The following is a 14,650-nucleotide window of genomic DNA, read 5'->3' as shown; positions in this document are numbered from 1 at the left end:
AGATCGGGTGCGCGGCAGTGCGCGCCCCTGTCTATTTTACGTAGCCACAGCCCTCTTTGAGGCAGTGGATCATGGCGTCTTTGCCGGTCTTTTTAAACAACGTGCTGCCGCACTGGGGGCAGATCTCGGCCAGCGGCTCGTCCCAGGTCATGAACGAGCAGGTGGGGTTTTTTTCACAGCCGAAAAATTTGCGGCCCCGTTTTGACTTTTTCTCGAGCATCTTGCCGCCGCAGACCGGGCACTTGCCGGGGGTCTCGACGGTGATGGCCTTGGTGTTTTTGCACTCGGGAAAGCCCGGGCAGGCCAAGAATTTGCCGTAGCGGCCGGTCTTGATGACCATCTTGCGGCCGCACAGCTCGCAGACGATGTCGGTCTCCTCGTCGGGGATCTTGATCCGGGTGCCCTCCATCGCCTTTTCGGCGTTTTGCAGCGTGCGGTCAAACTGGTCGTAGAAGTGGTGCAGGGTGGCCACCCAATCGGCTTTTCCCTCCTCGATCTTGTCCAGGTCATCCTCCAGCCCGGCGGTAAAGCCCACATCCACGATGCTGTCGAAGTGCTCTTTGAGCAGCTCGGTGGTGATCTCGCCCAGCTGGGTGGGGGCCAGCGCCTTGGCCTGGCGCTCCACGTAGCCGCGGCTCAAGATCGTGGTGATGGTGGGGGCGTAGGTGCTGGGGCGGCCGATGCCGTTTTCCTCCATGGCCTTGATGAGGGTGGCCTCGGTGTAGCGCGGCGGCGGCTCGGTAAAGTGCTGGGCACCCTGCACCTTGTCGGTGAGGATCGCCGAGTCCTCCTTGATGGGCGGCAGCGACTTCTCGTCCTCCTCCTGGGTGTCTTTGCCCTCGATATACACCTTGGTAAAGCCGTCGAACTTGACGGTAAAGCCGGTGGCCCTGAAGTCGTAGCCGGCGGCCTTTAGGTTGACGGTTACGGTATCCAGCAGCGAGGAGGCCATCTGGCTGGCGATAAAGCGCTTCCAGATGAGGTTATAGAGCTTAAACTGGTCGGCCGTCAGCGAGTCTTTGATCTGCATGGGGGTAAGCGACGGCATGGTGGGGCGGATGGCCTCGTGGGCGTCCTGGGTGTTGGCGCTCTTTTTCTGGGCGTAGTGGCGGGGCTTTTCGGGCAGGTAGCTGTCGCCGTAGTGGTCTTTGATGTAGGCGGTGGCCTCGTCCTGCGCGTCCTGCGAGATGCGCAGCGAGTCGGTACGCATGTAGGTGATAAGGCCCACAGCGCCCAGATCTTCTACATCCACACCTTCGTACAGCTGCTGGGCGGCCTGCATGGTGCGCCGCGACTGGAAGCCCAGCTTGCGCGAGGCCTCCTGCTGGAGGGTGGAGGTGGTAAAGGGCGGCGCCGGGTTGCGCTTGCGGCTGCCGCGCTTGATGGAGTCGATGAGAAACTGCTGGCCCTTGAGATCGGCCAGCACCGCGTCGGCCTGCTGCTTGTCGGTGATCTCGAGTTTTTTGCCGTCTTTGCCCACCAGTTTGGAGACGAACCTGCCCTGACTGCCCTGGATGCGGTGGTGGGCCTCGATGCTCCAGTACTCCTTGGGGACAAAGGCGCGTATCTCCAGCTCGCGGTCGACGATGAGCCGCACCGCCACCGACTGCACGCGCCCGGCCGACAGCCCTTTGCGCACCTTGCGCCACAAAAACGGGCTGAGCTTGTAGCCGACGATACGGTCGAGGATGCGGCGGGTCTGCTGGGCGTTAAAGAGGTCGATATCGATGGTGCGGGGGTGTTTCATGCCGTTTTGGATGCCGGATTTGGTGATCTCGTTGAAAGAGACCCGGTTGGGCGCCGACACGTCCAGCCCCAAAATGTGGGCCAGATGCCAGGAGATGGCCTCCCCCTCTCTGTCCGGGTCGGCGGCCAGGTAGACGGTATCGCACTTTTTGGCGGCGGCCTTGAGCTCTTTGATGAGCCCGCCTTTGCCCTTGATGTTGATGTACTGGGGCTCGAAATCGTGCTCGATATCCACCCCCATCTTGGTTTTCGGCAGGTCCCGCACGTGGCCCATGGAGGCGATCACCTCGTAGCCGCGGCCCAGGTATTTTTTGATGGTCTTGGCCTTGGCGGGGGACTCCACTATCACCAGTTTTGACATAGGTATGATCGCGCCTTTCTATCTGCGCCCACCGGGGCGCAAGATGCTGGCAGGGCAGACCTGCCGCGTATGGATAAAAGGGGCCGAGCCCCTTATTTTTTCGTTTTGGCGTAGCGCCCGTCGCTGCGGCGCAAAAGCAGGCCCTCGAGCTCTAACCGCGAGAGCGCCTGCATGGCCGCGCCGGGGGACATACCGCCGGCGGCCAGCACCTCTTCGAGCAGCAGCGCCCGACCGCCGGCAAACAGCGGCCACAGCGGCGAGTCGGGCTCTGATCCGGGCGGTGGCGGCGCCGCGGATGGCACGGCCGGCGCCAGGCCCATATCCGCCGGACTGGCGGTGGCTCTAGCGCCTTTTTGCAGCAGTGCGGTAAGGCCCTGGGCGTGCTCGGAAAAGATGTCGCCGGCGGCGGCATATACCGGCCGGCCCAGCTTTAGCGCGTAGTCGGCGGTCATCTGGGCGCCACCGGCTGCACCGCACTGGGGGATAAACAGCTGCCGGCCGAGAGCGGCCAGCAGCCGGTTGCGCTGGTAGTAACCGGCTTTTTGCACCGGGCAGTCGGGCCGGTACTCAGACAAAATAAGGCCGCCAGCAGCAGCGATATCCCGCAACAGGGCCGCCGATCGTACCGGCGCCGGGTGAAAAAAGCCGCCCGGCAGCACCGCCACTGTTTTGCCGCCCGCCGCCAGCGCGGCCCGGTGGGCACAGCTGTCGGCGCCCAGGGCGGTGCCGCTGAGCACGACCCGGCCCGCCTGGGCCAGAGCTGCCGCATAATGGCCGCACACCTGCCGACCGTAGCCGTCGATGCGGCGGCTGCCCACCACCGCGGTGACCGGGCGCTGCAGCAGCGACAGATCGCCCTGGAAATAGAGCAGGGCTGGTGGGTTTGCCAGATCATCCAGCGCCGCGGGGTAACCGGGCGTGCCGAATGCTACCATACCACAGTTTTTTGGCAAATCTGTGAACGGGACAAAATTTTGCCGCAGGTTTGCCAGTCGGCGGCGCTCCTCACCGGTCAAAAAGTCGCTGTCTGCCCCCTGCCGCCACACATTCTGTGGGCTGCCAAAGTGGCGCAGTACCGGCCGCAGCCGGTGGCTGCCCGGCCCCAGCAGCGCCTGCAGCTGCTGCCAAGCGGCCATATCGGCGCTGTTCACCGCATCATCTCCCAGCTGAAGATGGCTGCCGCCGCCGCCGCGTTGAGCGACTCGGCCGCCGGGGTGATGGGGATGTGCACCAGCTGGTCACAGGCGGCAGCGGTCGGCTCGGTGATGCCGCGGCCCTCGTTGCCGATGACCACGGCGCAGGGGGCGCGCAGGTCTACCTGGCCGATATCTACGCTGCGGCAGGAAAGAGTAGAACCGTATACCGGCAGGCCCTGCCGCTTGAGCCAGGCGACGGTGTCGGGTGCGCTGTCTACCCGGTAGACCGGCAGCTTAAAAATGCTGCCCATGCTGGCGCGCACCGCCTTATCTCCCAGGCAGTCGGCACAGCCGCTGTCGAGCAAAATGCCCCCCAGCCCCAGCGCCGCCGCCGTGCGCAGGATGGTGCCCACGTTGCCCGGGTCGGACACCTGCTCCAGCAGCAGATAGCTCCTGTTTACATCGAGCTGGTCGAGCGGGGCGAGCACGCTCTGCTCGGCTACGCCGCACAGCACCCCCTGGGGCGCCTTTTGACCGCTGAGTTTTAAAAACACCTCGTCGGTGGCGGTGTAGCTGCGCGCCGCCGCCGACAGCACCAGCCGGCAGGCCTCGGGGTAGCGCTGCTGTGCCTGATCCGAGCACACCGCCCAGAGGATCTGGGCCCCGGCATCGGCCGCGTCGGCGCAGAGCTTGTGGCCCTCGGCCAAAAACACCCCCTGCTGCCGCCGGTAAGCCGGCTTGGCGCGGAGTTTCTGCACCTCTTTGACCAGAGGGTTTTGGCGGCTGGTAATGTGGACAATCTCGGGCAAAGGTGACGCCTCCTAACAGAGTGTGGCCGCCAGAGGCAGCACCGTATACACAATACATAAAGAACAGTCAAAATGAAGCGCCGGGAGCGGGGCGGCCGTTTACATAAAGACGCGTGGGCCGGTTTTGGCTGGAATGAACCTCGCTGCCGCTCTCGCCGTAACAGTTCGCGCCAAAGCTCTCCCCGGACTATCAGCGAGCCCTGCGGACGCCTCAACACACCGAGGACGGAAAGAATGCCGTTGCCGCTCCGCGGCGGAAGGGCCGGTGGCCCGAGAGGTATTCTTTCATCGCCTATCACACTGCTGCCCTAGGTGCTGATACCCCCCGGCTTGATACCATATAAATGGGTAACGGTGCGATAAGCTCGGCGGGAGAGCCGGTGGCCCGAGAGGTATTCTTTCATCGCTTATCGCACTGCTGCCCTAGGTGCTGATACCCCCGGCTTGATATCATATAAATGGGTAACGGTGCGATAAGCTCGGCGGGAGGGCCGGTGGCCCGAGAGGTATTCTTTCATCGCTTATCGCACTGCTGCCCCAGGTGCTGATACCCTCCGGCTTGGTACCATATAAATGGGTAACGGTGCGATAAGATCGGCGGGAGGGCCGGCGCCCCGAACAGAGGTTCTTTCATCGCTTATCGTGCCACTTCCCCAGGTGCCGGCACCCGTCCATTTATAGGAGATCAGCGAGTCACCGTCAGGCGATCAGATACCCAGCAGAAAGAATCGCGTTATCGCCCCTAGGGCGATAGGAGGGCCGGTGGCCCGAACAGAGATTCTTTCATCGCTTATCGTGCCACTTCCCCAGGTGCCGGCACTCGTTCATTTATCAGAGATCAGCGGGTCACCGCTAGGCCATCAGATGATACCCAGCAGAAAGAATCGCGTTATCGCCCTTAGGGGCGATAGGAGGGCCGGCGGCCCGAACAGAGATTCTTTCATCGCTTATCGCGCCACTTCCTCAGGCGCCCATACCCACCCATTTATCTTGAAAGCAGTGGGTTACTGCGCGATAAGCTAAACGCCCAGTCCAAAGACCGGGCGTAAAAGTAGCTTTTTTAGATAGCGGCCTTGGCCTTCTCGCACAGCGAGGTGAAAGCGGCGGGGTCGTGGATGGCCAGCTCCGACAGCATTTTGCGGTTGAGGGAGATACCGGCCTTTTTGAGACCATTTACGAAGGTGGAGTAGTTCATGCCGTTTGCCTTGCAGCCGGCCGAGATGCGGGTGATCCACAGTCTTCTGAAGTCGCGCTTTTTCTGCTTGCGGCCGATGTAGGCGTACTGGCCGGACTTCATGACTGCCTGCTTGGCAGTTTTAAACAGCTTGCTCTTGCCGCCAAAGTAACCCTTGGCCAGTTTCAGCACCTTTTTGCGTCTTTTATGTGTCATCGTCGCTCTCTTGATACGAGCCATATTGAAAACCTCCTGCGTTATGTCTGTAGATGGCCGGCAGTGCCGACGCGCAAAAACCCCAGCCCAGGCAGCACCGTGCCCGTAGCCGTGGCGATCCCTTTTTCTAAGCGCCGGCGCTTAGCTGTAGGGCAGTAACTTTTTGATGATCTTGGCGTTGGTCTCGTCGGCGTAGGCCGCTTTGCGCAGACCGCGTTTTCTCTTGGTATCTTTTTTGGTGAGGATGTGGGATCTGAAAGCGTGACCGCGTTTCACCTTACCGTTTTTGGTGAGTTTAAAGCGCTTTTTGGCACCGGTATGAGTTTTTAACTTAGGCATGATACGTCCTCCTAAAAATTTTACTTTGCTGCTTTGGCGGAAAAGAATGCCACCAGACTGCGGCCTTCCATTTTGGGCGGTTTGTCGATGGTGCCCACCTCTTCACACAGGGCGGTGAAGCGCTCCATCAGCTCGAAACCCAGGTTTTTGTGGGCCAGCTCGCGGCCGCGAAAGCGGATGGATACCTTGACTTTATTGCCCGCCGACAAAAACTTGGTCGCCTGGCCGACTTTGGTCTCGAGATCGTGGGTGTCGATATTCAGGCCCATGCGGACTTCTTTGTTCTCGATGACTTTCTGCTTTTTCTTGGCCTCTTTGTCCCGCTTGGACTGCTCGAAGCGATACTTGCCGTAGTCCATGATCTTGCAGACCGGGGGCTGGGCGCCCGGCGAGATCATCACCAGGTCCATGTCCTTGTCGTAGGCCATGGACAGCGCCTGCCTGGTGGGCAAAACGCCCAACTGGCTGCCGTCGGAATCGATGGTCCTGACTTCTTTTTCACGAATACTCCCGTTGATGAGCAGTTCTTTTTTAGCTATGCTCATACACCTCCAAAGCACAAAATTACAAAAGCGCGACAACACCGTGTTGCCGCGCCAAATCGCAAAGATACACCCGCTGTGGGGCTTTCTCGACTATTGACCACATGACCCGTTAGCCATGGGTGAGAACGGCAGATGTTGTTCTACTTTGTTTTCCAAACTAGTGTAACAGACTATCAGCGGCCTGTCAAGTGCTTTTTTCGCTTTGGACGCGCGGGCGGGCCCCCGCCGGGCACCGCCGGATGGGCGGCTCAAAAAAGCGGGTACCGGTCGAGGATACCGCACCGGGCGAAAAATGTCAATCCCTGTATTTAAAGACAGCCGCCGTTTTCCGCCTCGGGCGGCAGCTTTTGGTACAGCGCCAGCACGAACTCGATGGGGGTATCCAGCTGCTGCCGCCCCAGCAGCTCCTCTGCCTTTTGGGGCGGCGTGCGGTAGCAATACGGGGTCATGGCGAACAGGTCGGCGATCTGCTGGGGGGCAGAAAGCTGCAGCTGCGCGGTCACCGCCGTCTGCCGGCACAGCGAAAAGCCGGCGGGCCGGTAGGCAAAAGGCGGGTTTTGGTAAGGGGTTTCGTAGAGGGTCTGTTTGAGGCCCCACAGGTGCCGGGGGCCGGGGGCGGCCACCAGCAGATGGCCCCCCGGCTGCAGCACCCGCCAGAACTCGCGCTCGTCGTGGGGGGCAAACAGGTTGGTCACCGCCGCCAGGCTCCCATCTGCCACCGGCAGCGCGTGCACCCCCGCCACCGCGAAGCGGCAGCCCTTGTGGCGGCGGGCGGCGCGGTCCACCGCGCTTTTGGAGATATCGACGCCCCCCACCCAGCCGGCACCCGGCAGCCCGGCGCGCACGGCGGCGGTAAAGTAGCCCTCGCCGCAGCCGGCGTCGAGCACTGCACCGCCGGCGGGCACCAGGTCGGCCAGCTGTTTTACCACCGCATCAGCCAGTACATCGTAGCTGCCGCCGGCCAAAAAACGGGCCCGCGCCGCCACCATCTGCCGGTTGTCGCCGGGGTCTTTGGAGTGGCGGCGGGTGGGCGGCAGCAGGTTTAAGTAGCCGCTGCCGGCAAAGTCGAAGCTGTGGCCGGCCGCACAGCGGGCGCTGCCGCCGGCAGTGGTGAGCGCCCCGCCACAGTGGGGGCAGCAAAATACAGTCATGATACAGTCCTTTCAAAACACAGCCGGCAACGCCTCACACGTCGACGCTCTGCCCCAGGTAAAAAGAGTAGAGCACCCGCCGCGTGACCGGCTTGCCCAGCAGCTCGCCGATGCCGCGGGTGTACACCTCCAGCTGGGTGCGGTAGCGCTCGGCCAGCTGGTCGGCGGCCTTTACCCGGTCGGTCTTATAGTCGATGATCCACAGCCCGTCGCCGCGGTCGAGCACACAGTCGGCCACGCCCTGAATGAGCACCTGCGCCCCCAGTCCGGCGCTGGCCGGGTCGATCTCGCCGCTGTCTACGGCGGTGAAAAAGTCGAGCTCGCGGTACAGCGTTTGGCAGGCCAGTATCTCGGCGCCGATGTCGCTGGCAAAAAAGGCGGCCACACTGGCGGGCTCTATGCTGTCGGCCTCCTGCGGGTGCAGGTAGGCCTCGGCCCTGAGCCTGGCGATCTCGGCGGCGGGGTCGGCGGCGGCGCGGTGGTAGCAGCAGTACTGCATGAACTTGTGCAGCGCGTTACCCCGCTGCACCGGCGTGAGCCCGCCCTGATAGGTAAATACCGGACGGGTGTTGAGGCGGGTGCTGCGCCCCTTGGCCAGCTGCGATACCGACACCTTGGCCGGCACCTGCCCCAGCGCCGCCAGCGGGTAGCGGTAGGCCAGCTGCTGTTTGAGCTGCGCGACCAGCGCCGCATCGGGCGCGGCCGGCTGTGCCTGATGCGGCGCCGATGCCGGCTGCAGCGGCTGGGGGGCGCGGCAGCTGTTTGCCACCAGCCCAAAACCGCACCGCTTTTGCCACTGGGACACCACCCCCAGCCCGGCAAACAGGCTGTCGGCACCGCTGCAGTCGGCCAGCGCCGAGAGCACGCAGTCGCCAAAGCAGCGGCTCTCGGACACCGCGTAGGGCGAGGTGCCGGCCCGGTGGCGCCGCAGCAGCCAGTTTTGGGGGTCGGTGCTGTGCATGGTGAGGATGAGCTTTTGCTTGGCCCTGGTCATGGCCACGTATAAAATGCGCATCTCCTCGCTGATGGTGGATGCCTTTTGCTGCAGGCGGGCCGCCTCGTGGCACAGAGTGCTGTGCTGTAAAAAGTGCTCGCGCCGACGGTACAGCGAAAAGCCCAGCGCCGGCGACAGCAGCCACCGCCCCTGGATATCGCTCAAATTGTAGAGGTGCCCCAGGTCACAGACGAAGCACACCGGGAACTCCAGCCCTTTGGAGCGGTGGATGCTCAGCACCGACACCGCGTCTTCCCCGCCGGGGCCCTGTGCGCCTTTGAGGTCGCCTTTTTGCTCCTCGATACGCTCGAGATAGGCGAGAAAATCGCGCGCCGAGCCCGACTGGCCAAACTGCTGGGCGTAGGTGAGCAGCAGCTTTAAGTTCTCCTGCCGCACCCGGCCCTGGGACAGCTGCCCCACGATGGCCGGCAGGTCGGTGGCGTCGTAGATGCGCTCGATGAGCTCGCGGGCCGAGAGCAGATCGCTCAGGCGGCGGAAATGCTCGGTGAGCGAGAGAAAATCATCCACCTTTTTTTGGCCCCGGCAGCAAAGCACCATGCTGTAAAAGCTCTGGCGGGCGCCCTCAGGCGCCGGGGGCGCACCGGCGCGGATAGCCGCCAGCTCGCCGGGGGTAAAACCGAAAATGGGGCTGAGCATACAGCCGGTGAGAGCCAGATCGTTTTTGGGGTTTTTGAGCACCCCCAGCAGGTTTTTGACCATCACCACCTCTTTTTGAGTCAAAAACCCCTGTGATCCCTCCCCCGCCGCCGGCACTCCGGCCAGCTTCATGCGGCGGATATAGGTGCCCGCCTTGCCCTTGACCGAGCGCAGCAGCACCGCAAAGTCGCCGTAGCGGGCCGGGCGCACCTCGTCGCCGTCGCGCACCAAAAAGCCGTCCTGTACCATCTGGGCGATCCTGGCGGCCACCCAGTCGGCCTCCTGCTCATCGGGGGTGCGGGTCTCCTCGCAGGGGGGCGGGTCCTCTTTTGGGGGCGCACCGAACAGCGACTGCTGGGCCTGGCCGGCCACCGGTTTTGGGGCGGCGGGGTCGGAGCAGTCGATCAGCGCCACCTCGGTGGCGGTATCCAGGTCGAATTTGTCGTAGCCGCCGGCACACACCAGTGCCTCGCCGTCGCGGTAGTCCACCTCGCCCACCTGAAGGCTCATCAGGCGCGAGAAAAAGAAGTTGACCGTCTCGGTCACGTCGCGGCTGCTGCGAAAGTTGCGGTCGAGATTGATGAGCGCCGGGTAGTGGACGCCGTCGTAGGGCGAGAAGGCCCGTTTTTTCTGCATGAAGATCTCGGGTCGGGCCTGGCGAAAGCGGTAGATCGACTGCTTTACATCCCCCACCATAAACAGGTTGCCGCCGTTTTTTGAGAGGGCCAAAAACAGCGCGTCCTGGGCGTCGTTGGTATCCTGGTACTCGTCGACCATGATGAAGTCGATGTCGGCGGCCAGCTTTTCTCCCCAGTCGCTCTGGCGGATGGTGTCGCCGTCGCGCACCGTGCACAGCCGCAGGGCCATCTGCTCCAGGTCAGAAAATTCCAGCAGGTTCTGGGCGCGCTTTTCAGCGGTGAGCTGGGCGTCGAACTCCAGCACCAGATCGTACATCTGGCGCAGCACCGGCAGCTGGGCCTCTACATCCTGGGCGTGCTGCTCAAGCGAGCGGGGCAGCCGCTTTTGCAAAAAGTCTTTGAGCGCCTTTTTGAGCTTGTCCCGGTCTTGCTGCAGCTGTTTTTTGAGCGGGTCGTCGGCGTAGCCCTTGGGGGCGGTAAAGCGGGCAAAACCCAGCTGCAGCAGGCTCTGCCGCAGCGCCTCTACGTCGCCGGAGCGGGCCGCCTGCCACACGGTGCGCACCTGGGCGGCATCCTGCGAAAACAGGTCGTCGAGCGCGGCGTAGAGCACCCCGTCCTCGGCGCTCTGCCGGCGCATGCGGTCGACGGTCTGCAAGAGGTCCTCGCACAGCGCCGCCGCACTCTGGCAAAGCTGTATGCCCCAGGGGCTGGCAGAGAAGTCCTCCCCGCTGGCGGCAAAGGCGGCGAGCATCTGGCGGCACCAGTGTTCGGGGTAGGGGTGGGAGACGAAAAAGTCGTGCAGGCCGAGCACCACCTCGCCCAGCTTGTGGTCGCTGCGCTGGGCGTCGATCTGCTCGCTCAGCGCCAAAAAGCCGGGTTCGGCGCGCTCGTACTTCTCGTCGAGCAGCCGGGCCACCGTCTCTTTTTTGAGCAATCTGGCCTGGGCGTCGTCGCAGAGGGAAAAATCGCGCCGCAGGCCCAGAGAAGAAAACTGCTCGCGGATGAGCCGCAGGCAAAAGGCGTGGATGGTGCAGATATCCGCCCGCCCCACCAGCGCCTGCTGCCGCCGCAAAAAGGCGTTTTGCGGGTCTTTGGCGATCTTGTCGGCCAGGCCCTGATAGATGCGCTGTTTCATCTCGGCGGCGGCGGCGTGGGTAAAGGTGACGATGAGCATGCTCTGCGGGTCGCGGGGGCACTGCTCGTCGCAGAGCAGCGCCACCACCCGCGCGGTGAGCACCGAGGTCTTGCCCGAGCCGGCGGCCGCCGAGATGAGCAGCGTGCCGCCCCGGTCGTCTACAGCCGCCTGCTGGGCGGGGGTAAATCTGCGCTTAGCGGCCATCGGTCTCCTCCTCTCGCAGGCGCTCGAAAAACAGTTTATCGGTCTTTATTTTGGGGCAGCTGCGCGCCGGGTCGTCATCCTCGCGCATGCACACGCGGCGGTAGTCGCAGTAGTCGCAGAGCAAAAACTGGCCGTGGCGCAGCGGCAGCGCGGCGATATCGCCCCGGTGCAGCGTGTCGGCCAGCTGGCGCAGTGTGTGCTCGATATGGCCGCGGATGAGCGAGAACTCCTCGGCGCTGGCGGTGCGGGAGTACTGGCTGAAGCTGCCGTCTTTTTTGGCGGTGACCGGGATATAGCGGCCGGCCACCTCCCGCTCCATAGCGGTGATGACCGCCGGGTCAGAGAGCACCAGCCCTTTTTGCTGCAGCGTGCTCCCAAAGAGCTGGTCGTCTTTTGGCGACGGCTCGCGCTCCAGGCTGGTGTAGTCGACCGAGGCGGGCATGTACAGCACACCGGCCGGCTGCTGCCCACTGTGCTCGCACAGGGCGAACAGGTAGATGAGCATCTGCATGTTGAGACCGCTGTACACATCCTCCAGCGCAAAGGCTTTGCCGCCGGACTTGTAGTCGATGACCCGCAGGTACTCCCGGTCGTCCAGCTGGCAGCTGTCGACCCGGTCCACGGTGCCCGACACCTCCACCACGGTGCCGTCACCGGCACTCACCCGCAGCGGCGGTATGTCGCTGCCGGCGCCGATGGGCACCTCGAACCCCTGGGGAAAAAACAGCGACTGGGCCAGCTCTTTTTGCAGGTGCCCCAACAGCAGCAGCGTGTTCTTTTGTATCTTCTGCAGCAGATACTGCTGCCGGGCCGTCAGGTTTTCGCGCCCCAGGCTCTGGGCCACGTACTCGTCGGCCACCTGCCGCGCGCAGGCGGCGATCTCGTCGGTGCCGGCGGCGGGGAAGCCGCGGCCAAAGCGAGAGAGCACCTGCTCGAGCAGGTAGTGGATAAAGCTGCCGGTCTCCAGCGGCGAGATCTCCCCTTTGGGCGGGGGGGCAATGTGCAGGCCCCGCCGCAAAAAAAAGGAAAAGCGGCAGTTTTCAAACTGCTCCAGCCCGGTGGGCGACAGGCCCAGCCGGCTGCCGAACAGCAACCGGCTCTCGGCGGGGTCCAGGTGAAACGAGAACTGCTGCGGCGCGCCCAGCACCCGGTCGATGCGGCCGGTATAGCCGGGCCCCAACGCCTGCTGCAGCGCCGCCTGCACCGCCGGCTGGTCCGCGCTCTGGCACAGGGCCATAAAGGCGGTATGGGGGCTGTGGGGGGCCTCCTGCAGCACCTGGCGGGCGGTGGCGGCACCGGCGCCGGGGATGCGCCGGGCAGTCTCGACGAGTTCGCTGGGGCGGCTCTCCTCCCCGGCTAGGCTGCCGGTGTAATAGCTGATGTACAGCACCTCTGCAGGGGCGGTGGCCGCACTGTAGCAGTGGCCCAGCTCGATGCTGATATCCTGCTCGGTATCGGGCAGAAAATCGACCCCGGCGGCCACCAGCGCGTTTTTCTCTTTTTGGCTGAGCAGGCCGGTATCTTTTTCCTGCAGCGGAAAAGAGCCGAACACCGCCCCCACCACAAAACACACCCTGATGCCGGCCGGACGGGTCTTGTCGGCGCTGCCCACCAACACCTCGTCCAGGCTGCGGGGCAGCGTGCCAAAATCACATTTTTGCAGCGACAGCCGCAGCACCTCTAAAAAGCGCTCGACGCTCATGGGGGTGCGGCGCAGCGTGAGGTACAGCTCGTCGAGCACCCCCATCACCGCATCCCACTGGGCCACAAAGTCGTCGGCCAGCTGGGTTTCGCCCAGCTCCTCGAGCTGCTCGATCTTCTGCTGGCCCAGCTCGCCGGTGCCCAGCGCCCCAAAGGCGGCAAACAGCGCCTTGACGATGTCGCCGCCGGTGGCCCGGCGGCAGGCGCCGGCAAAGGTCTGCACCGCCCCCACCACCTGTGCCCGCAGCGCCTCGATGCGGGCCAGCTGCTGCTTTTCGGCCGCGGTCATCTGCCCGCCAAAGCCGCCGGGGCTGCGGGTAAAGGGCTCTTTGAGGGCGCTGCCGCGCAGGTCCCAGGTGTAGAGGTAATCCTCGAAGTCGCAGATCGTCTCCTCGGTGGCGCCCAGCACCCCTTCGCGGGCGATCGCACAGATGTCCTCGGGCGTGAGTCCGCGCACCGCACAGCTGAGCAGATGCAGGCACAGCGTGACCGTGGGCTTGGCATACACCTGCTGGTTCTCATCTAAAAAGTAGGGGATTTCGCGGGCGGCGAAGGTCTGGCGGATGGGGACGGCATAGTCCTGCGCACTGCGGGCCATCACCGCGATGTCGCGGTAGCGGTAGCCCTGGCGCACCAGCTGGGCGATCTTGGCGGCCACCGCCTCGCACTCCTCAAACACGGTGGCGGCAGACATCACCGTGAGCGTGCCGTCGCGCACCGCCGCCGGGCGGTGGCCGGCCAGCGCCCGCTCCATCTGCCGCGGGCCGTCGCCGACAAAGCCGTCGGCGCGCATCACCTTGGGCTTTTCGGCCGGCACGCCCCACTTTCTGGCCACAGCCAGCAGCCGCCGCCCGGTCTGCACCGCCGGCCAAAAGGGGGACAAGGCGTCTTTGCCGGCGGCGCGGCGGGGGTACAGCTCATCGCAGGTAAGGGCTACCGTCAGGCTGTCGCAATCGCGCAAAATTGCGGTGAGCAGATCGGTCTGGGGCTTGGTAAAACCGGTAAACTCCTCCACAAACACCGCTTTGCCGGCAAAGAAGTCGCCGCGGCGCTCGACGGCGCGATACAGCTTTTCGGTCTCGTCGGCGTAGGCGCTGTCGATAAGGCTGTCGAAAGCAGTGTATACCGCCGCCAGATCGCCGAGCTTTTGCTGCAGGGCCGGGGCGGACACCAGCTGAGCGGTTTCCTCCATCAGCTTGGGGGTGAGGCCCAGATTATAGAGCTCCTGCCGGGCGGAGAGCAGCGCCGAGAGGAACCCCTCCCCCATCGACTGGCTGTCGTAGTAGTGCAGCTGGTCTTTTACCTCGTCAAAACTCACGCTCATCAGCGCCGCACCGCCCACATCGGTCAGGTCCGGCAGGGCCAAACCGCCGTTTTTGGCAAAGATCTGGGCGCACAGGCGGGTGAATGAACAGACCGATACCCGCGAAAACTCGGCGCGGGTGAGAGAGGAAAACAGTGCGCTCTCGGTCTGGTACGAGGCCTGCTCCGGCACCAGATAGATCACCTGGCGCCCGGCGGCTACCTGCTGTTTTACCCGCGCTAACAGCTCGGCGCTCTTGCCCGATCTGGCCCGGCCCAGCAGCAGTTTCAGCACGGTCATCCCTCCCCTTTTCGTCCTGTGCCGCCGCCCGGCGGCAGCGGCAATGCGGCTCTGCGGCCAGTCGGCGCACCCGTGTCGCGCCGGCGGCAGAGCCGGTGATCTATCTACAGTAGCATACCACGAGCGCCGCTGTCTGCGCAACCGGCAGCTATGGCCCCAGCGCTTAAAGATCGCGGCAGTCAAAGGCACCGGCAGGGCCCTAAAATACAAAGAGAGACAGCGACCCGGCGTGGGCCCCTGT

At 63.9% G+C, this 14,650-nt stretch carries 9 protein-coding genes; all 9 read right to left on the bottom strand.

Annotated elements, in window-relative coordinates; genetic code table 11:
* Nucleotides 1-31: 31 nt before the first annotated feature.
* The 9 genes from topA to H8K20_RS02760 all read right to left on the bottom strand — a co-directional run bounded on the left by topA (nt 32) and on the right by H8K20_RS02760 (nt 14,403).
* Complete coding sequence (topA, locus tag H8K20_RS02800; RefSeq protein ID WP_105205848.1) at nt 32-2,107, bottom strand: type I DNA topoisomerase; 2,076 nt, start codon at nt 2,105-2,107, stop codon at nt 32-34.
* 92 nt (nt 2,108-2,199) lie between these two features.
* Nucleotides 2,200-3,258 carry a DNA-processing protein DprA gene (locus H8K20_RS02795; RefSeq protein ID WP_186487416.1) on the bottom strand — a complete coding sequence of 353 codons (1,059 nt, stop codon included), beginning with the start codon at nt 3,256-3,258 and terminating at the stop codon, nt 2,200-2,202.
* Entirely contained in the window at nt 3,255-4,052 is a 798-nt protein-coding gene (locus tag H8K20_RS02790) for a TrmH family RNA methyltransferase (RefSeq protein ID WP_186487415.1), read from the bottom strand. Before H8K20_RS02790 ends, H8K20_RS02795 begins: the two co-directional genes overlap by 4 nt.
* 1,060 nt (nt 4,053-5,112) lie before the next feature.
* Nucleotides 5,113-5,466, bottom strand: coding sequence for a 50S ribosomal protein L20 (gene rplT, locus H8K20_RS02785; protein ID WP_105205851.1), 354 nt, complete (start codon nt 5,464-5,466; stop codon nt 5,113-5,115).
* A 117-nt stretch (nt 5,467-5,583) separates the two neighbouring features.
* Nucleotides 5,584-5,781, bottom strand: coding sequence for a 50S ribosomal protein L35 (rpmI, locus tag H8K20_RS02780; protein WP_105205852.1), 198 nt, complete (start codon nt 5,779-5,781; stop codon nt 5,584-5,586).
* A 20-nt stretch (nt 5,782-5,801) separates the two neighbouring features.
* A complete protein-coding gene (infC, locus tag H8K20_RS02775; RefSeq protein ID WP_154865770.1) occupies nt 5,802-6,326 on the bottom strand; it encodes a translation initiation factor IF-3 in 525 nt (174 codons plus the stop codon).
* A 308-nt stretch (nt 6,327-6,634) separates the two neighbouring features.
* The gene (locus tag H8K20_RS02770; protein WP_186487414.1) at nt 6,635-7,477 is read right to left on the bottom strand and encodes a putative RNA methyltransferase; all 843 of its coding nucleotides are present in this window, start codon (nt 7,475-7,477) and stop codon (nt 6,635-6,637) included.
* A 34-nt stretch (nt 7,478-7,511) separates the two neighbouring features.
* On the bottom strand, nt 7,512-11,105 hold the full coding sequence (locus H8K20_RS02765) for a UvrD-helicase domain-containing protein (protein ID WP_186487413.1): 3,594 nt from the start codon (nt 11,103-11,105) through the stop codon (nt 7,512-7,514).
* Nucleotides 11,095-14,403: a PD-(D/E)XK nuclease family protein gene (locus H8K20_RS02760; RefSeq protein WP_186487412.1), complete on the bottom strand. Its 3,309-nt coding sequence runs from the start codon at nt 14,401-14,403 to the stop codon at nt 11,095-11,097. Before H8K20_RS02760 ends, H8K20_RS02765 begins: the two co-directional genes overlap by 11 nt.
* Nucleotides 14,404-14,650 lie beyond the last annotated feature (247 nt).

The organism is Neobittarella massiliensis (ex Bilen et al. 2018), assembly GCF_014269355.1.
Lineage (GTDB): Bacteria > Bacillota > Clostridia > Oscillospirales > Ruminococcaceae > Neobittarella > Neobittarella massiliensis.
Note: the sequence above shows the minus strand (reverse complement) of the source record. Positions and strands in the feature narration are given on the sequence as shown.